At 61.9% G+C, this 17311-nt stretch carries 19 protein-coding genes and 1 pseudogene; 13 read left to right on the top strand and 7 right to left on the bottom strand.

The features are described from left to right. Positions 1 to 18: 18 nt before the first annotated feature. Together PSH87_RS01985 and PSH87_RS01980 are read left to right on the top strand one after the other, a co-directional pair. Complete coding sequence (locus PSH87_RS01985; RefSeq protein WP_305432285.1) at positions 19 to 957, top strand: fimbrial protein; 939 nt, start codon at positions 19 to 21, stop codon at positions 955 to 957. 17 nt (positions 958 to 974) lie between these two features. Further along, positions 975 to 1502 (top strand): fimbrial protein, encoded by a 528-nt coding sequence (locus tag PSH87_RS01980; protein WP_305432283.1) that lies wholly within the window; start codon positions 975 to 977, stop codon positions 1500 to 1502. Between the two features lie 86 nt (positions 1503 to 1588). Here the strand turns inward: PSH87_RS01980 and PSH87_RS01975 are convergent, their stop codons facing one another. The 3 genes from PSH87_RS01975 to PSH87_RS01965 all read right to left on the bottom strand — a co-directional run bounded on the left by PSH87_RS01975 (position 1589) and on the right by PSH87_RS01965 (position 3354). Continuing rightward, the gene (locus PSH87_RS01975; RefSeq protein WP_305432282.1) at positions 1589 to 2539 is read right to left on the bottom strand and encodes a phasin family protein; all 951 of its coding nucleotides are present in this window, start codon (positions 2537 to 2539) and stop codon (positions 1589 to 1591) included. 12 nt (positions 2540 to 2551) lie between these two features. After that, positions 2552 to 2974, bottom strand: a complete 423-nt coding sequence (locus PSH87_RS01970; protein ID WP_257782227.1) for a phasin family protein — start codon at positions 2972 to 2974, stop codon at positions 2552 to 2554. A gap of 104 nt (positions 2975 to 3078) precedes the next feature. Beyond that, positions 3079 to 3354, bottom strand: coding sequence for a polyhydroxyalkanoic acid system family protein (locus tag PSH87_RS01965; RefSeq protein WP_305432278.1), 276 nt, complete (start codon positions 3352 to 3354; stop codon positions 3079 to 3081). A 144-nt stretch (positions 3355 to 3498) separates the two neighbouring features. Here PSH87_RS01965 and ubiE point away from each other — a divergent pair, with 144 nt between their 5' ends. The 11 genes and pseudogenes from ubiE to PSH87_RS01910 all read left to right on the top strand — a co-directional run bounded on the left by ubiE (position 3499) and on the right by PSH87_RS01910 (position 13661). Further along, positions 3499 to 4269 (top strand): bifunctional demethylmenaquinone methyltransferase/2-methoxy-6-polyprenyl-1,4-benzoquinol methylase UbiE, encoded by a 771-nt coding sequence (gene ubiE / locus PSH87_RS01960; RefSeq protein ID WP_017738839.1) that lies wholly within the window; start codon positions 3499 to 3501, stop codon positions 4267 to 4269. Next, positions 4269 to 4892, top strand: a complete 624-nt coding sequence (locus PSH87_RS01955; RefSeq protein WP_017738838.1) for an SCP2 domain-containing protein — start codon at positions 4269 to 4271, stop codon at positions 4890 to 4892. The genes ubiE and PSH87_RS01955 overlap by 1 nt, the downstream gene beginning before the upstream one ends. Further along, on the top strand, positions 4889 to 6493 hold the full coding sequence (gene ubiB, locus PSH87_RS01950) for a ubiquinone biosynthesis regulatory protein kinase UbiB (protein WP_124525434.1): 1605 nt from the start codon (positions 4889 to 4891) through the stop codon (positions 6491 to 6493). The genes PSH87_RS01955 and ubiB overlap by 4 nt, the downstream gene beginning before the upstream one ends. Before the next feature lie 41 nt (positions 6494 to 6534). Continuing rightward, entirely contained in the window at positions 6535 to 6927 is a 393-nt protein-coding gene (hisI, locus tag PSH87_RS01945; RefSeq protein WP_017738836.1) for a phosphoribosyl-AMP cyclohydrolase, read from the top strand. 2 nt (positions 6928 to 6929) lie between these two features. Continuing rightward, positions 6930 to 7262, top strand: a complete 333-nt coding sequence (locus PSH87_RS01940; RefSeq protein ID WP_003209299.1) for a phosphoribosyl-ATP diphosphatase — start codon at positions 6930 to 6932, stop codon at positions 7260 to 7262. Between the two features lie 25 nt (positions 7263 to 7287). After that, on the top strand, positions 7288 to 7566 hold the full coding sequence (locus PSH87_RS01935; RefSeq protein ID WP_017738835.1) for a twin-arginine translocase TatA/TatE family subunit: 279 nt from the start codon (positions 7288 to 7290) through the stop codon (positions 7564 to 7566). 10 nt (positions 7567 to 7576) lie between these two features. After that, entirely contained in the window at positions 7577 to 7978 is a 402-nt protein-coding gene (tatB, locus tag PSH87_RS01930) for a Sec-independent protein translocase protein TatB (protein WP_305432274.1), read from the top strand. Beyond that, positions 7975 to 8766 (top strand): twin-arginine translocase subunit TatC, encoded by a 792-nt coding sequence (gene tatC, locus PSH87_RS01925; protein ID WP_017738833.1) that lies wholly within the window; start codon positions 7975 to 7977, stop codon positions 8764 to 8766. Before tatB ends, tatC begins: the two co-directional genes overlap by 4 nt. After that, positions 8763 to 9470 carry a 16S rRNA (uracil(1498)-N(3))-methyltransferase gene (locus PSH87_RS01920; RefSeq protein ID WP_305432273.1) on the top strand — a complete coding sequence of 236 codons (708 nt, stop codon included), beginning with the start codon at positions 8763 to 8765 and terminating at the stop codon, positions 9468 to 9470. Before tatC ends, PSH87_RS01920 begins: the two co-directional genes overlap by 4 nt. Before the next feature lie 263 nt (positions 9471 to 9733). Further along, a complete protein-coding gene (locus tag PSH87_RS01915; RefSeq protein WP_305432272.1) occupies positions 9734 to 11650 on the top strand; it encodes a methyl-accepting chemotaxis protein in 1917 nt (638 codons plus the stop codon). Positions 11651 to 11752: 102 nt separating this feature from the next. Then, positions 11753 to 13661, top strand: a pseudogene (locus tag PSH87_RS01910) (methyl-accepting chemotaxis protein). Here PSH87_RS01910 and PSH87_RS01905 read toward each other — a convergent pair. The 4 genes from PSH87_RS01905 to PSH87_RS01890 all read right to left on the bottom strand — a co-directional run bounded on the left by PSH87_RS01905 (position 13656) and on the right by PSH87_RS01890 (position 17291). Next, a complete protein-coding gene (locus PSH87_RS01905; RefSeq protein ID WP_017738829.1) occupies positions 13656 to 14390 on the bottom strand; it encodes an amino acid ABC transporter ATP-binding protein in 735 nt (244 codons plus the stop codon). The pseudogene PSH87_RS01910 and the gene PSH87_RS01905 overlap by 6 nt on opposite strands. Further along, on the bottom strand, positions 14383 to 15342 hold the full coding sequence (locus tag PSH87_RS01900) for an amino acid ABC transporter permease (protein ID WP_017738828.1): 960 nt from the start codon (positions 15340 to 15342) through the stop codon (positions 14383 to 14385). Before PSH87_RS01900 ends, PSH87_RS01905 begins: the two co-directional genes overlap by 8 nt. 131 nt (positions 15343 to 15473) lie before the next feature. Beyond that, entirely contained in the window at positions 15474 to 16271 is a 798-nt protein-coding gene (locus tag PSH87_RS01895) for a transporter substrate-binding domain-containing protein (protein ID WP_026137058.1), read from the bottom strand. Positions 16272 to 16490: 219 nt separating this feature from the next. Further along, positions 16491 to 17291: a transporter substrate-binding domain-containing protein gene (locus PSH87_RS01890; protein WP_026137057.1), complete on the bottom strand. Its 801-nt coding sequence runs from the start codon at positions 17289 to 17291 to the stop codon at positions 16491 to 16493. Positions 17292 to 17311: the final 20 nt, after the last annotated feature.

Here is a 17311-nt window from a genome sequence, read left to right as displayed (position 1 = left end):
ATTGCTGACGGACTGAAGATGAAATACTCGACCCCACTCGCTTGCGCACTACTGGCCTTCGGCCTGCCCCTTGCCGCTGAAGCGGGGTGTGACCGATACCAGAACGATACATTCACCCTGAACCTGCCAGCGACGATCAGCGTACCGGACAGCCTGCCGGTCGGCAGTGTGATCCTTCGCCAGGCGTTCAGCGGTTCGGCGCCCGACTATTTTGCCGACTGCCGCGTTGCTGAGCGCAGTTGGATCATCGGGCGATATCAACAATTGCAGGACCCCAGTACGGGCGCCTACCTCACAGAGGTTCCAGGCATCGGCGTCACGATCTCGATGAAATGGGCCGGCGGCGGGCAAGCCAACTTTGCACTTTATAACCAGGGCCCCGAGTACATCTATGGGAAGGTTCCCAGCTTCACCTACGCCGAGGCCACCTTCTACAAGATCGGCCCCGTCACCAGCTGGACAATCCCCAGCGGGCGCTTCTGGGAAAAGAAATGGATGGATGTCCCAGACCGTTTCCTCCTGCAACTCGGCAACTCGGTCAGCTTCATCAGGGCCCCCGCCACCTGTGACCTGGAGGCCGGCGACGTCAACCGCACGATCCCCCTTCCCGAGGTGCGCGTGCGCGATTTCGACAGCGCAATCAGCGCAGGCGCCCACGACTTCGAATTGACGGCCAATTGCAGCGACGCCAGTGACGTGACGTTCCGCTTTACCGGCACACCTGCGCCAGGCAACCCCTCGCTCTTCGCCAATACCGGCTCGGCCGGCGGTGTGGCGCTCTGGCTGTACTCCCGCCTCGGCGGCACGCCACAGACCCTCAGTGCCAATGACACGCGCACGGTGGTCGTCACCGGCAATCGCGCCGTGTTGCCACTTGGCGCGGCTTATCACAAAAACGGAACAGTCAGCCAAGGCACCCTGGCCAGCACTGCCACGGTCACTATCACTTACAACTGAAACGCTGGGAAAACCTGATGAACATGCGCCACCTTCCTCTGCTGCTGACAATCGCGGCAACCTTCACCCACCCTGCGGCCCAGGCCGCTACGAGCGGTACTTTGACCTTTGTCGGGCAAGTCAACGCGGGCACCTGCAACCTGGCGGCGGGTGACGAAAACCGCACCATTGCCTTGCCGCCTATCAAGATTTCCGACTTGGATTCAACACCCTACGCGGGGCAGTTGGATTTCGAGGTGTCTGCCGACTGCGAATCGGACATTCGCAACGTGATCTTCCTATTCACCGGGACCCCTTCGGCAGACAACGGGATGCTGTTCGCCAACACCGGCACTTCCGGGGGTACAGCCCTTTGGCTGACACACCGCGCCCCCGGCCTTTCGACCATCCCGGCCAATGGCACGCCCGCCGAGCGCAGCCGAACGGTGGTCACCAGCGGCAACAAGGCCGTGCTGCCACTGGCAGGGGCCTACCATAAAACCGGCGCAGCCATCACCCAAGGCAGTCTGGCCAGCGCCGTGACCGTGTCGATCACCTACAACTAGCGGTGCCTTCAGGCGCCACGTTGTGCGCCCGAAAAAAAAAATGCCCGACCTTCGCAGGCCGGGCATTTTCAGATGTCCCGCAAAAATCAGGACTGACTGGATGGCGTCGGGGTTGCCGGCGTTACAGTCGGGGTAGCAGCGGGCGTTGGCGCAGACACCGAGTTGGCTGTCGACGCGGTAGGCGCAGCTGCAGGCTTGGCGACCACTGCCGGCTTGGGCGCTGCGGGCTTTTTGGCGACCGCTGGTTTCTTCGCCGCAGGTTTGGCTGCTGGCTTGGCCACTGCGGGTTTGGCCGCGGGTTTGGCTGCTGCCGGCTTGGCAGCCGGTTTGGCGGCAGCCGTTTTAGCAGCAGGCTTGGCCGCCGCTTTGACGGCAGGTTTCGCTGCGGGCTTGGCAGCGGCTTTGGCGGCCACCGGTTTAGCAGCAGGCTTGGCGGCCGGTTTGGCAGCTGCGGTTTTTGCCGCTGGCTTGGCCGCCGGTTTGGCTGCGGCTTTTGCCGGTGCCTTGGCCGCAGGTTTTGCGGCGGGCTTGGCAGTGGCTTTCACCAGAGGCTTGGCTGCGCTTTTAGCCGCCGGTTTGGCCGCCGCCGTTTTAGCGGCAGGCTTGGCGGCGGCGGTTTTCACAGGAGCCACTTTGGCGCCGGTGAGTTTTTCGATTTGCTTGGTCAGGGTATCGACCTTGCTGTGCAGCGCTTTGACTTCCGCCTTGCTCGGCACGCCCAGGCGCGAAATGGCGCTGTTAAGGCGCTTGTCCAAAGCCCCTTCCAGCTCCCCCCAAGTCCCCAGCACTTGTTTCTTCGCATCGCTGATGCGCGAACCGGCAGTGGCTTTGGCCGCAGTGACTTTTTTACCGACTGCGTTGTTGGCTACTTTCTCGGCCTTCTCGCCGTCTTTAACCAGCGTCTCGAAGAGTTTGCTGCCGTCACTGTCGATCTTCGAGTAAACGCCTAAACCAGCCAGCCAGATCTTGCGGGAATATTCTTCAACTTTCCCGACCCACGAGCTGCCTTCTTTCTGAGGTTTCTTTTGAACAGCCATCCCGATGTCTCCTTAGTGTTTACGCGCGACACGTTCGAGCAATGCCGTTAGCTCTTCGAGCTTAGCAGAGAGTGTCTCCACGTCATGTTTAGACGCAATGCCGATTCGATTCAAGGCACTGGCAACACGAGTATCAAAAGCTTTTTCAACTTTATCCAGCTGAACTTCTACCCGACCTTTGACAGAGGAGACATTGCTCTTTACTTGATCAATCTGACTGTTGGCCGCATCAAGTTGTTCAACTGCAACTTTTTTGCCTTTACTTTCAACATGTTGACCGGCTTTAACGAGTTCCTTGAAGTACTCGCTGCCTTCGCTGCCAACCTTGGCGTAAGCCCCCAGGCCCGCCAGCCAGATCTTGCGGGCGTAGGTTTTAACGTCGCTCAGGGCAGTAGTCTGGGCGTCGATTTTTTTCTTCAAGATAACTTTGGCCATGGTGCACCTCACGCAGAATAGGGTGGAGGAACGGCCCACAGGAGTTGAGGGCTTGGCCACAAAGTAGGAGGAAAAATTAGAATCGGCACCCTAGAACACTCGGATCAAGCCAGTGCTTTATCCAGGGCCTTCTCGATTTCGGACTTGATGGTGCCACTCATGGCCGACATCAACAGCCCCAGTTCCACATCAATACGCAGCGAATCATCCGCCACTACTACCGTGCCTTTAACCCCTGAACGCTTGAGGTTCAAGGTATCGCCAGACCACGACGGCTCCAGGCCATATTGCTCCTTGAGTTTATGCGCCAACTTCTCGGCCTTTGCCCGCGCGCCTTCTTTACCCAGGGAATGTGCACGCTCAACAGTAATACGGGCCATTGCAATGACTCCTCTTTATAGCGGTTTGGATACCTTCGATGCGGCAAAAGGTCTCGGTGACCACCCATCTTACCTTCAGCCTTGCCAAGACAAAGCAGGCCTTGGGGATTATCATGTGCCGCATTCTCTTTTGGTGACAGCGATATGACTGATCAGCGCAAAGGCAGCGATGCCGAACCCACCACTCACTTCGGCTTCAAGAACGTCCCGGAAAGCCAAAAGGCGGAAAAAGTCGCTGAGGTGTTCCACTCGGTTGCGGCCAAGTACGACCTGATGAATGACGTGCTCTCCGGCGGCATGCACCGCCTGTGGAAGCGCTTCACCATCGAGCTGTCGGGCGTCCGCACCGGCAACCGCGTGCTGGACATCGCCGGCGGCACGGGCGATCTGGCAGCCAAGTTCTCCAAGCTCGTCGGCCCCACCGGCCAGGTGGTGCTGGCGGACATCAACGGTTCCATGCTCAAGGTCGGGCGCGACCGCCTGCTGGATAAAGGCGTGGCCGGCAATATCGAATTCGTCCAGGCCGACGCTGAAAAGCTGCCGTTCCCCGACAACCATTTCGACTGCGTGACCATCGCCTTCGGCCTGCGCAACGTCACCCATAAAGAAGACGCGATCCGCTCGATGCTGCGCGTGCTCAAGCCGGGCGGGCGCCTGTTGGTGCTGGAGTTCTCCAAGCCGACCAACGCGATCATGTCCAAGGTCTACGACACCTACTCGTTCGCCTTCATGCCGCTGATGGGCAAGCTGATCACCAATGACGCCGAGAGCTATCGCTACCTGGCCGAATCGATCCGCATGCACCCCGACCAGGAAACCCTGAAGTCGATGATGGTAGAGGCCGGTTTCGACCGCGTGACCTACCACAACATGACCTCGGGCATCGTCGCCCTGCACCGCGGCATCAAGCCCTGATGCTGTTCCAGGGCCTTCTCGCCAGCGTCGAACACGGCCTCAACCGTGTCCTGCGCCTGGACAGCACCGCCCTGGCGCGGCTCGCGCACTTGACCGGCAAGGTGATTGCCGTCGATTGCCGCAGCCCCGCCTTGCAGCTGTTTATCCTGCCCAGCGATGAAGGCCTGCTGCTCGCCAGCACCTGGGCCGCCGAGGCCGATTGCACCCTGCGTGCGCCGGCCTCGAGCCTGTTGCACCTGGCCCTGAGCCGCAACAAGACGGCGATCCTGCACAGCGCCGAAGTGGAGCTGGAAGGCGACAGTTCGGTGCTGATGGACCTGGCCGCCGTGCTGCAAGACCTGGAACTGGACTGGGAATACGAGCTGTCACGCTGGATCGGCCCGGTGGCCACCCAGCTGATCAGCGGGCACCTGCGCAGCCGTTCGCGGTGGTATCAGCAAGGGTTCGCCAGCCTCAACCAGAACCTTGCCGAATACCTGAGCGAAGAATCGCGCACCCTGGTCGGAGAACGGGAAGCGCAAGCGCGCTTTCGCGAACTCGACAAGGCCAAAATCGACCTGGAACGCCTTGAGGCCCGCTTCGAGCGCCTGAGCCGTTCCCTTGATCCAAGCGATAACGCATGAAGCTGCTCGCCGTCCGCCGTTTGTTTCGTATCCAGCGCGTCGTAATCCGCTACCAACTCGATGACCTGCTGTTCGCCCTGCCCCTGCCGTGGTTCCTGCTGGCAGTGCGCTATGTGCTGCCGTGGCGCTGGTTCCCGCGCAAAAAGCTGGAGCTGAGCCGTGGCGCGCGCCTGCGCCTGGCGTTGCAGGACCTGGGACCGATCTTTATCAAGTTCGGGCAGATCCTCTCGACCCGCCGCGACCTGCTGCCCGAGGACATCGCCGACGAACTGATGCTGCTGCAAGACCGCGTGCCGCCGTTCGACTCCCAGCAGTCGATGAAGCTGATCGAGGAACAGCTGGGGCAGAAGATCAGCGAAGTGTTCAGCCGTTTCGACGTCGAGCCGCTGGCCTCGGCCTCGGTCGCACAAGTCCACGCCGCGCAGCTCAAGAGCGGCGAAGAAGTGGTGGTGAAGGTCATCCGCCCGGGCCTCAAGCCGATCATCGGCCAGGACCTGGCGTGGCTGTTCATCCTCGCCCGCGCCGCCGAGCGCTTCAGCGCCGATGCGCGCTTGCTGCACCCGGTGGACGTGGTCGCCGACTACGAAAAAACCATCTACGACGAACTCGACCTGCTGCGCGAAGCGGCCAACGCCAGCCAGCTCAAGCGCAACTTCGAAGGCTCGCCGCTGCTGTACGTACCGCAAGTGTATTGGGACTGGTGCCGCCCGAAAGTGCTGGTGATGGAGCGCATCTACGGCGTGCAGGTCACCGACCTCGCCACCCTGGCCGACCAGCGCACCGACATGAAGATGCTCGCCGAACGCGGCGTGGAGATCTTCTTCACCCAGGTGTTCCGCGACAGCTTCTTCCACGCCGACATGCACCCCGGCAACATCTTCGTCAGCACCGTCAACCCGTGGAGCCCGCAGTACATCGCGATCGACTGCGGCATCGTCGGCAGCCTCACCCCGCAGGACCAGGACTACCTGGCACGCAACCTGTTCGCCTTCTTCAAGCGTGACTACCGCCGCGTGGCGCAGTTGCACATCGATTCGGGCTGGGTGCCGGCCGAGACCAAGCTCAACGAATTCGAAGCAGCGATCCGTACGGTGTGCGAGCCGATCTTCGAAAAACCGTTAAAGGATATTTCCTTCGGCCAGGTGCTGATGCGCCTGTTCCAGACCGCGCGGCGCTTCAATATGGAAGTGCAGCCGCAGCTGGTGCTGCTGCAAAAGACCCTGCTGAACATCGAAGGCCTGGGCCGCCAGCTGTACCCGGACCTCGACCTGTGGAACACCGCCCAACCGTTCCTCGAACGCTGGATGCGCGAGCGGGTCAGCCCGAAAACCCTGCTGGGCAACCTGCACAGCCAGGTCGAGCAACTGCCGCACCTGGCCAACATGACCCGCGACCTGCTGGAGCGCATGTCCCAGCCCCACGCCAAAGACCCCGCGCCACCGTGGCACACGCGCAAGGACGACTGGTTCCTGCGCCTGCTCGGCGCCGCGCACCTGACCGGCGGCATCGTGCTCGCCCTCGGCGGGCCGTTGAATGCGCTGGGCTACTGGCCGGCGGGCATCATGGTCGCCGTCGGTGTTTATCTGATCGTGCGTCGATAGCCAATCCGGTTATACACTGTCGCAAATTGCCGGAGCCGAACATGAAAGACTGGCTGGACGAGATCAAATGGGACAGTGACGGCCTGGTGCCGGCCATTGCCCAGGACTACAAGACCGGGCGCGTGCTGATGATGGCCTGGATGAACCGCGAGGCCCTGAGCCTCACCGCCACTGAGCAGCGCGCCATTTACTGGTCACGTTCGCGTGGCAAACTGTGGCGCAAGGGCGAAGAGTCCGGGCACGTGCAGACCCTGCACGAGATGCGCATCGACTGCGACGCCGACGTGGTGATCCTCAAGGTCGAGCAGATCGGCGACATTGCCTGCCACACCGGCCGTCACAGCTGCTTCTACCGCGTGTTCGAGAACGGCGCGTGGAAGGTTGTCGAACCGGTGCTCAAAGACCCGCACGCCATCTATTCCGCAGGACATTGAACATGAGCGATACCCTGAACCGCGTGGCCCAGGTGCTGGAAGACCGCAAAGGCGCGGACGCCGACAGCTCCTACGTCGCCAGCCTCTACCACAAGGGCTTGAACAAGATTCTGGAAAAACTCGGCGAAGAATCCGTCGAGACCATCATCGCCGCCAAGGACGCGCAAATCAGCGGCGACTGCAGCGACGTGATCTACGAAACCGCCGACCTCTGGTTCCACAGCCTGGTCATGCTCGCCCAACTGGGGCAGCATCCGCAGGCCGTGCTGGATGAACTGGACCGTCGCTTCGGCTTGTCCGGGCATGCCGAAAAGGCATCGCGCCCGTCCGCCTGAATAACTTTTACTGAGGATTTGCAGCATGGGTATTTTTGACTGGAAACACTGGATCGTCATTCTGGTGGTGGTGGTATTGGTATTCGGCACCAAGAAACTCAAGAACCTCGGCACGGACGTCGGCGAATCGATCAAGGGCTTTCGCAAAGCCATGAACGACGACGAAAAACCGGCCGACCCGGCCGCCAACCCAGTGCCACCGGCGCAGCCTGTGCACCCGCAGGCCGCCCAGCCGATCACCGAGCGTCGTACCTTCGACGTGCAGGCTGAGAAAGTCGAAGAGCCGACCCGCAAAGACTCGTGAGCACTGACTAATGTTTGGTATCAGCTTCTCTGAACTGCTGCTCGTCGGCCTCGTGGCCCTGCTGGTACTGGGGCCGGAACGCCTGCCCGGTGCCGCACGCACGGCCGGCCTGTGGATCGGCCGCCTGAAACGCAGTTTCAATGCGATCAAACAGGAAGTTGAACGGGAAATCGGCGCCGACGAGATCCGCCGGCAGCTGCACAACGAACACATCCTGTCGTTGGAGCAGGAAGCCCGGAAGATTCTGTCGCCGGTGCAAGAGCCGGAAAAACCGGTTACCCCTGTGGCCGAACACAGCATCGCCCCTGCGCCTGTTGTTGAAGCCACGCCCGTCGCGCCCACCGAGCCAGCACCGACGCCCGTCGCGGCGCCTGCTCCCCATGACCCTACATTGCCGCCGCGAGCCCCATGAGCGCTGATAAACCGGAAAACGACCAGCATATGCCGCTGGTCTCGCACCTCACCGAGCTGCGTACCCGCCTGCTGCGTTGCGTAGCGGCGATCTTCATCATCTTTGCCGGGTTGTTCGCCTTCACCCAGCAGATCTACACCTTCGTCTCCACGCCCCTGCGCCAGTACCTGCCGGCCGGCGCGACGATGATCGCCACTGATGTGTCGTCGCCGTTCCTCACGCCGTTGAAGCTGACGATGATGGTCTCGTTGTTCCTCGCGATCCCGGTGATCCTGCACCAGATCTGGGGCTTTATCGCGCCGGGCCTGTACAAGCATGAGAAGCGCATCGCCGTGCCGTTGCTGGTGTCGAGCATCTGCCTGTTCTACACCGGCATGGCGTTCGCCTACTTCCTGGTGTTCCCGCTGATCTTCAAGTTCTTCGCCGCCGCCACCCCGGCCGGCGTGGAAATGATGACCGACATCACCAGCTACCTCGACTTCGTGATGACGCTGTTCTTCGCCTTTGGCGTGGCCTTCGAAATCCCCGTGGCCGTGGTGCTGCTGGTGTGGATCGGCGTGGTCAACGTGGCGTACCTGAAGAAGATCCGCCCGTACGTGATCATCGGCTGCTTTGTGGTCGGCATGATCCTCACGCCGCCGGACATCTTCTCCCAGACCCTGCTCGCCGTGCCGATGTGGATGCTGTTCGAGATCGGCATCCTGTTCAGCAGCCTGATCACCAAGCGTGGCGACCACCCGGATGATCAGCCCGCCGACGACGACCAGCCGCCAGCGACCCAGCCGTGAACCTGCTGCTGCTTGAGGAGGCCGACTTCATCGCGGCCGACCGCGTGGTGCTGCGTGACCGGCGCTTGGTGCACATGCAGGAAGTCCACCGCGCCGCCGTCGGCGACAGCCTGCGCGTCGGCCGTATCGGCGGGCTGATGGGCAATGCCCAGCTGCTGCGCCTGGAAGCCAGTGAGGCGGAGTTGCAAGTCAGCTTCGACCAACCACCGCCGGCGAAACTGCCGCTGACTTTGCTGCTGGCCCTGCCCCGCCCGAAAATGCTGCGCCGGGTCCTGCAAACCGTGGCGGCCATGGGCGTGCCCAAGGTCGTGCTGCTCAACAGTTATCGCGTGGAAAAAAGCTTCTGGCAGACACCGTTCCTGGAGCCCGAGGCGATTCGCGAGCAACTGATCCTCGGCCTGGAACAGGCGCGCGACACGGTGCTGCCCGAGATCATCATCGAGAAGCGCTTCAAGCCGTTCGTCGAAGACCGCCTGCCGGCCATGGCCGCAGGGACGCTGGGTTTGATCGGCCATCCCGGCGATTACCCAGCCTGCCCACGCGGGCTGGGTGAGCCGGTGACCCTGGCCATCGGCCCGGAAGGTGGCTGGATTCCCTACGAAGTGGACCTGCTGGCCAAGGCCGGCCTGCAACCGGTGCAGCTGGGCGCGCGCATTCTGCGGGTTGAAACCGCCGTGACTGCCCTGCTCGCCCGCCTCTTCTAACCCAACCCCAAACAACACCGCAGTCTCCATGTGGGAACTGGCTTGTGTGGGAGCTGGCTTGCCTGCGATAGCGGTGGGTCAGCTTGCACATTGACTGCTGACACACCGCTATCGCAGGCAAGCCAGCTCCCACATTTTGATCTGTGCCAAGTTGGGAAACTGAGTACATCACCCCCCCATTTGACCTGCGTCGCTACAGAATCCCGCGCCAATGCCGATACTCTCTGAATAAGTCCAAGCCTTGTTCCAGGGGAGTTCGCAGCATGTATCGTTGGTTAGCCGAAAAGCTGGGGAATGTCAGCGTCAAATCCAAGCTGGGTGTAGGTTTTGGCCTGGTGTTACTGCTCACGCTCATGATCACCTTCACCGGCTGGAGCGGCCTCAGCGGCGTGATCAGCCGGGGTGACAAGCTGGGCTTTATCTCCAGCGTCAATGAGCTGACCAAAGACCTGCGACTGGCGCGCCTGGACTACGAAATGCGCCGTGGCGAACAAGGCCCGACAACGGTCAACACGCTGCTGGTGCAATTGGAAAGCAGCCTGAAAACCGCCGACACCCTGATCGATCAGCCCGCCGACAACCGCCTGGTGGACGACCAACTGGTCGCCGTCGACCAATACCGCCGCGCCTTCGAGGCCATGGTCCAGGCCGGCGCCAACCGCGAAAACGCGCGCAGCAAGCTGGGCGACACCGCCGACAACGCGGTGGTCAAGGTCGGCGAGATCGAGAAAGCCCTGCTGCAAGGCGACAGCGTCAGCCAGTTCAACAGCGTGGTGGACCTGAGCAAGCTGATCCAACAGGCGCGCTTCCAGGTGCGCGGCTACACCTACAGCGGCAAGGTCGAAGCCGAGCAGCCTGCGCTGGACGCCATCGACAATGCCCTGAAGAAAATCACCGGCCTGAACGGGCAAATCCCTGATCAATATTCGACCAACCTGCAACAGGCCAGCGTTTCGCTGCAAGCCTACCGCGCGGCGGTCAGCCAGTACCGCGACTCCCAGGTCGCCACCGCCGCGGCGATGAAAACCATGGCCGAGCAAGGCGACATCCTGCTCGACCGCAGCAAAAAACTCACCGCGTCGCAGACCGTGGTGCGTGACAACGAGGCCGCACAAGCCAAGCAATTGTTGGCGCTGGCCACCGTGCTCGCGCTGGTCTTCGGCCTGATTGCCGCCTGGGCCATCACCCGCCAGATCATCATCCCGCTGAACCAGACTCTCAAGGTCGCCGAGCGCGTGGCCTCCGGCGACTTGAGCCACAACCTCGACTCCGCGCGCCAGGACGAACTGGGCCAACTGCAACGCGCTATGCAAAGCATGACCGTGGGCCTGCGTGAGTTGATCGGCGGCATCAGCGACGGCGTGACCCAGATCGCCAGCGCCGCCGAGCAACTGTCGGCGGTGACCGAACAGACCAGCGCCGGGGTCAACAGCCAGAAAGTCGAAACCGACCAGGTCGCGACCGCCATGAACGAAATGGCCGCCACCGTGCAGGAAGTGGCACGCAACGCCGAGGAGGCTTCCGAAGCCGCCGTCGCCGCTGACCAGCAAGCCCGCGAAGGTGACAAAGTGGTCGGCGAAGCCATCGCCCAGATCGAACGCCTGGCCACCGAAGTCGGCAACTCCACCCTGGCCATGGGCGATCTGAAACGCGAAAGCGACAAGATCGGCAGCGTGCTCGATGTGATCAAATCCGTGGCCCAGCAAACCAACCTGCTGGCCCTCAACGCCGCAATTGAAGCCGCCCGCGCCGGTGAAGCCGGGCGTGGCTTCGCGGTGGTGGCCGATGAAGTGCGCAGCCTGGCCCAGCGCACGCAGAAGTCCACCGAAGAGATCGAAGAACTGATCGTCGGCCTGCAAAGTGGCACCCAGCAAGTGGCAACCATCATGGACAACAGCCGCGGCCTCACCGACAGCAGTGTCGAACTGACCCGCCGCGCCGGCGCCGCCCTGGGCAACATCACGCGCACGGTCTCGACGATCCAGGCGATGAACTCGCAGATCGCCACCGCCGCCGAGCAACAGAGCGCCGTGGCCGAAGAGATCAACCGCAGCGTGCTGAATGTGCGTGACGTGTCGGAGCAAACCTCTTCGGCCAGTGAGGAAACTGCCGCGTCCAGCGCAGAACTGGCGCGCCTGGGGATTTACCTGCAAACGTTGGTAGGACGCTTCCGCATCTAACAGTTTGTGAAATTTCCTACGCCGTTATCAGCCCGGTAGCCGCCCAAATCGATTTAGCGTTTCCGTTACTGCGAAACGCTTTTTCGGATCTGGAGGTGCACCATGTTTCCTCGGCTGACCCGCTTGCTGGTCAACGCCAGCGTCCGCCTCAAGCTTGCCCTGGGTTTTGGGCAGGTCCTGGTGCTCAGCCTGGCCATCGCCGTGACCGGCTGGCAGGCGCTGAATGCTGTGCTTTACCGGTCAGGCAACCTGAGCGCCCTCGGGCAATTGGCCGCTGATGCCCAGGCCATGCGGGCCGACCGCATCGTGTACCGCACCCTCACCGACACGGCCAGCCTGGGCAAGATGGCAACCCACATTGAAAAAATCGAACGGCACCTGGCGTTCTTTGCCGGCCGCATGCGTGATCCTGCCGACCAACAGCGACTCCAGGAGGCCACGCGCCTGGTTGCCGCCTTCAAGGCTGCGCTGGTGGAGCTGCCCCCGCTGATCGAGCAACGCGATAACACCCGCTCGCCCCTCAGCAAAACCGCGTTGCAAGCCAGCGACACCCTTGCTCAAGTGGCCAGCGAACTGCCGGATCAGCAAGACCAGCAAGCGCTCGACAGCATCGAACAGCTGCGCCAGGCCATTGCCCAGGCCGAAGACAGCGCCGTACGCCCCGCCTGGGCCGCCGTGTCGCTGCAAGCCTATGCCGAGGCCGTCGGCGCCACCCTGGACGCCCTGGACGTCGCTCAGGCCGCCGTCACTCGCCTGCCCGTTGACGCAACGCTGCTCAAGACCGACCTGGCCGACTATCGCGAGCAACTGCAACGGCTCAAGGAGGCGCAGGTCACCACCGAAACCGTGCAGAACCGCTTCGAGCAGCAACTCGACCAGTTGCTGGAGCACAGTCACCAACTGAGCCAGGCCCAGACCGTCAAGCGCGACAAAGAGGCGCGGCACACCCGCACCCTGCTGGTCGCTGTGACCGCCGCGGCCTTGCTGCTCGGCGCCCTCGCCGCCTGGTGGATCGCCCGGCAGATCGTGGTGCCGCTACGCCAGGTGCTGACGGTCGCCAGCCGTATCGCCAAGGGGGACTTGAGCCACGACGTGCCGGTGGAGCGCCGTGATGAACTCGGCCAGTTGCAACGCAGCATGGGGGACATGACGGGCAACCTGCGCACGCTGATCAGTGGCATTGGTGACAGCGCCCAGCAGATTGGCAGCGCGGCCGCGCAGTTGGCGGCCGTCACCCAACAGACCCGCGACGGCATCCATCACCAGAAAGAAGAAACCGACCAGGTGGCAACGGCCATGAATGAAATGCTGGCCACCGCCCAGGAGGTCGCCCGACACGCCGAGCAAGCGTCAGTGGCGGCCCATGAGGCGGATCGACAAACCAGTATCGGTGATCAGGTGGTGACCCAGGCGGTTGAGCACATCGGTCATCTTGCCGATGAAATGTCTCGCGCCAGCCAGGCGATGCTGGCCTTGCAACAGGAAAGCCAGAAGATCGGCAGCGTGCTGGAAGTGATCAAGTCGGTGTCCCCAGCAAACCAATTTGCTGGCCCTGAACGCCGCCATCGAAGCCGCACGGGCCGGCAGCGCAGGCGAAGGGTTCGCCGTGGTCGCCGATGAAGTACGCAGCCTGGCCCTACGCACCCAAGCCTCGGCCGAAGAAATCGAAGAGTTGATCCGCAGCCTTCATGCCGGCACCCAGCAAGTGGCCGATATCATGCACAGCAGCCGCACCTTGACCGACAACAGTGTCGGCCTGACCCGCAATGCCGGCGACGCGCTGGCGGCGATTGCCGACACGGTGTCGATCATCCAGGAAATGAACCCGCAGATCGCCGCTGCCGCCGAAGAACAAAGCGCGGTGGCCGAGGAAATCAATCGCAGTGTGTTGAAGGTGCGCGATGCGTCCGAACAAACCGCCGCCGCCAGTGAGGAAACGGCGGCGGCGAGTGCTCAACTGACGCGGTTGAGCCGGGACCTGCAAGCCCTGGTAGGCAGGTTCAGGTTATAGGACCTGACGCAGGAAAGCCTGGGCACGCGGGTCTTTGGGCGCGTCGAAGAACTCGGCCGGGGCCGCGTCTTCCAGCAACTTGCCATGATCAAAGAACAACACCCGATCGGCCACTTCACGGGCAAAGCCCATTTCGTGGGTGACGCAGACCATGGTCATGCCTTCCAGGGCCAGGGTCTTCATCACGTCCAGCACTTCGCCGACCATTTCCGGGTCGAGCGCCGAGGTGGGTTCATCGAACAACATGACCTTGGGCTCCATGGCCAGCGCGCGGGCAATGGCGACCCGTTGCTGCTGACCGCCGGAGAGGCGCGAGGGAAACTCATTGGCCTTCTGCGCAATGCCGACCTTTTCCAGCAACGCCAGGGCCTTGGCCTCACGCTCCTTTTTGCCGCGCTTGCGCACGACCTTTTGCGCCAGGCAGAGATTTTCCAGCACGGTCATGTGGGGGAACAGGTTGAAGTGCTGGAACACCATGCCGACTTCGCGGCGATAGGCGTTCACGTCGGTCTTCGGGTCAGCCAGTTGCAGGCCGTCGATGCTCACCGAGCCCGAGTCGAATTCTTCCAGGCCATTGAGGCAGCGCAGGAAGGTGGACTTGCCGGAACCCGACGGGCCGATCACCACCAGCACTTCACCCTTGGCCACCTGGGTGGTGACGTGGTCCACCGCGCGCACCACATGGCCACGGGTGTCGAAGACTTTTACCAGATCGCGGACTTCAATCACTTTGCGCGAGCCTCCGCTCAAGCCGGCTGGCCATTTTCGACAGCGGCAGGTTGATCAACAGGTACAAGCCTGCGACGCAGAACAGGATTTCAAACGGCGAGAACGAGGTGGTGATCACTTCGCGGCCGCTTTTGAGCAGTTCGGTGATGGCGATCACCGAGACCAGCGAGGTGTCTTTCACCAGGCTGATGAATTGCCCGGCCAGCGGCGGCAGCACGCGCTTGAACGCCTGCGGCAACACCACGTGGCGCATCGACTGGCTGGCGCTCAGGCCCAGGGAGCGGGCGGCTTCGTTCTGGCCACGGGTGATCGACTGCACGCCCGCGCGCACGATCTCTGCCACATAGGCACCGGTGAACAGCGACAGCGCGGCGATCCCGGCGAATTCCCGGGACAGGTTGAGCACCGTGCCGATAAAGAAATAGAAGATGAAGATCTGCACCAACAGCGGCGTTCCGCGTACCAGTTCGACGTAGATCGTCGACAGATCGCGTAAGGTCGGGTTATTCGACAGCCGGCACAGGCCGGTCGCCAAGCCGATCGCCAGCCCGAGGATGCCGGACACCACCGACAGCCACAGCGTGGTCCACAAGCCCCACATCAACGGGCCCAGCGCCCAATGCCGGGTCACGCCGATCACGTCGCCTTCGGCCACGTCATCGCCACGCGCCACTTGCAGGCTGTTGTCGGCGACGGTCAGCTTTTGCTCGGCGCCCGCGTCGTTGCGCAGGGTCACTTCGGCGACGTCACCTTTGCGCACCAGCTCGACCACGGTGGAAATATCCGCCGCGCGCTGGGACGTTTCAGCCTGGTAGGCGAAGTACTGCGGTACGCGATTCCAGCGCCACTCGTAGGACATCAGCGAGGTGGCGTAGTACAAGGCGCCGGCCAGGCCAACCAGCACGACCACGGTCAGCAGGTGCCAGGGCCATTGGGCTTTTTTCTGTTTCATTTAACTTTCCGCGATGTGTGTTGCCTGTGAGGCCGCCATCGCGGGCAAGCCCGCTCCCACCTTTGGATGTGTGAACACGGTCAAATGTGGGAGCTGGCTTGCCTGCGATACAGGCAACTCGGTCTAGAGCCTTATTCCATGTCCTTGAGCCACTCGGAGCTCTTGAACCACTTGTCATGGATGCGATCGTAGGTGCCGTCGTTACGGATCTGGTGCAGGAAGTTGTTGATGAAGTTGATGCTGTCGTAATCGCCTTTTTTCAGGCCAAACGCCAGGGGTTCGAAGGTGAACGGTTCTTCGAGGAACACCAGCTTGCCGTTACCGACTTTCTTCTCGGCAACCACGTTGTACGGCGCGTCATACACAAAGGCATCGGCCTTGCCGTTGACCACGTCCAGCACACCTTCTTGCTCATTGTCATAGCCGTGGTACTTGGCTTTGGAGATCAGCTTCTTGGCGACCATCTCACCGGTGGTGCCCAGCTTGGAGGTCAGGCGGTATTTCTCGTCGTTCAGGTCTTTGTAGGACTTGATAGTGCCTTCCAGGTCCTTGCGGATCAGCAGGGTTTGGCCGACTACGATGAAGGGTTCGCTGAAGTTCAGGCGCAGGTTGCGTTCCTGGGTCAGGGTCATGCCGCTGCCGATCATGTCGAACTTGCCGGTCAGGAAAGCCGGGATGATGCCGTCGTAACCGGTGGACACCAGCTCCAGCTTGACGCCCATGGACTTGGCCATGGCCTTGAGGATGTCCACTTCGAAGCCGATGATTTCACCGCGTTTGTCGGTCATTTCGAACGGCATGTAGGTCGGGTCCATGCCGACTTTCAGCGTGCCGCGCTTGACCGCATCGTCGATCGCACCGGCCTGGGCCGCATTGGCCGCGACCAGCGCGGTGACGCCGAGCAGCAGCATCGAAAGATACTTTTTCATCATCAAGTCCCCTGAACGATTCTTATAAGGTCGGCGCGCAAAAGGGCTGCACCATAACGGGATGCGATCCTAACCCACTCGCTGCCCGTCACAAAGGTTTCACGGGTATTTGTTGTCGGCGTATGTCAGAAAAACCCCACAAAAGCCGGGGGAACCACAGGCGTAGACGCGTCAGCGCCCGTGCGTGGCAATCGACTGATATGTAAGCAGTTATGACTTTCACTCAATATCCGCCATCCAGGCCGTGTCCTTGAACCACTTGTCGTGCAGCCGATCATAGGTGCCGTCCTGGGCCACCTGGTTGAGGAAGTGATTGATCCAGTTGAGGCTGTCGTAATCGCCCTTTTTCAGGCCGAACGCCAGGGGCTCGTAGGTAAAGGGTTGTTCGAGGGCAAACAGGCTGGCGTTTTCCGCTCGGCTGATAGCGATCAGGTTGTACGGTGCGTCGTGGACGAACGCATCGGCCTTGCCTTCCACCACGTGCCGCACGCCTTCTTCCGGCGTGGTGAAACTGCTGAGCCGGGCCGCCCCCAGGAACCGTTGCGCCGCCATTTCCCCCGTGGTGCCGGCAGTGGCCGCGATCCGGTAGCCCGCTTCATCCAGGTCTTCGATGCTGGTGACCTTGCCCGCCAGGCTGGGGTGCAGCAGCACGGTCTGGCCCACCACCATGAAGGCATCACTGAAATTCAACCTGAGATTGCGTTGCTGGGTGACGGTCATGCCGCTGCCGATCAGATCGAAGCGCTTCGCCATGAGCCCCGGCAGCAGCTCGGTATAGGGCACCGCAACCAACTCCAACTCGACGTCGAGGGCACGGCTCATGGCCTGGAGCAAGTCGATTTCAAAGCCGACAATGCGCCCCTGCCGGTCGGTCATTTCAAAGGGCACATAGGTGGGCGTGGTGCCCACCTTGAGCACGCCGCGCCGCACGGCGTCATCCAGGGCGCCAGCCTGCAGCGGGCCACCGAACATCAATGCGACAGCGCCTATCAGCAATGCCGAACCATACCTTTTGAACATGAATATCCCCGTGTCGAGTC

This window comes from Pseudomonas sp. FP453 (genome assembly GCF_030687495.1).
Lineage (GTDB): Bacteria > Pseudomonadota > Gammaproteobacteria > Pseudomonadales > Pseudomonadaceae > Aquipseudomonas.
This window is presented reverse-complemented; position numbering and strand designations above follow the sequence as displayed.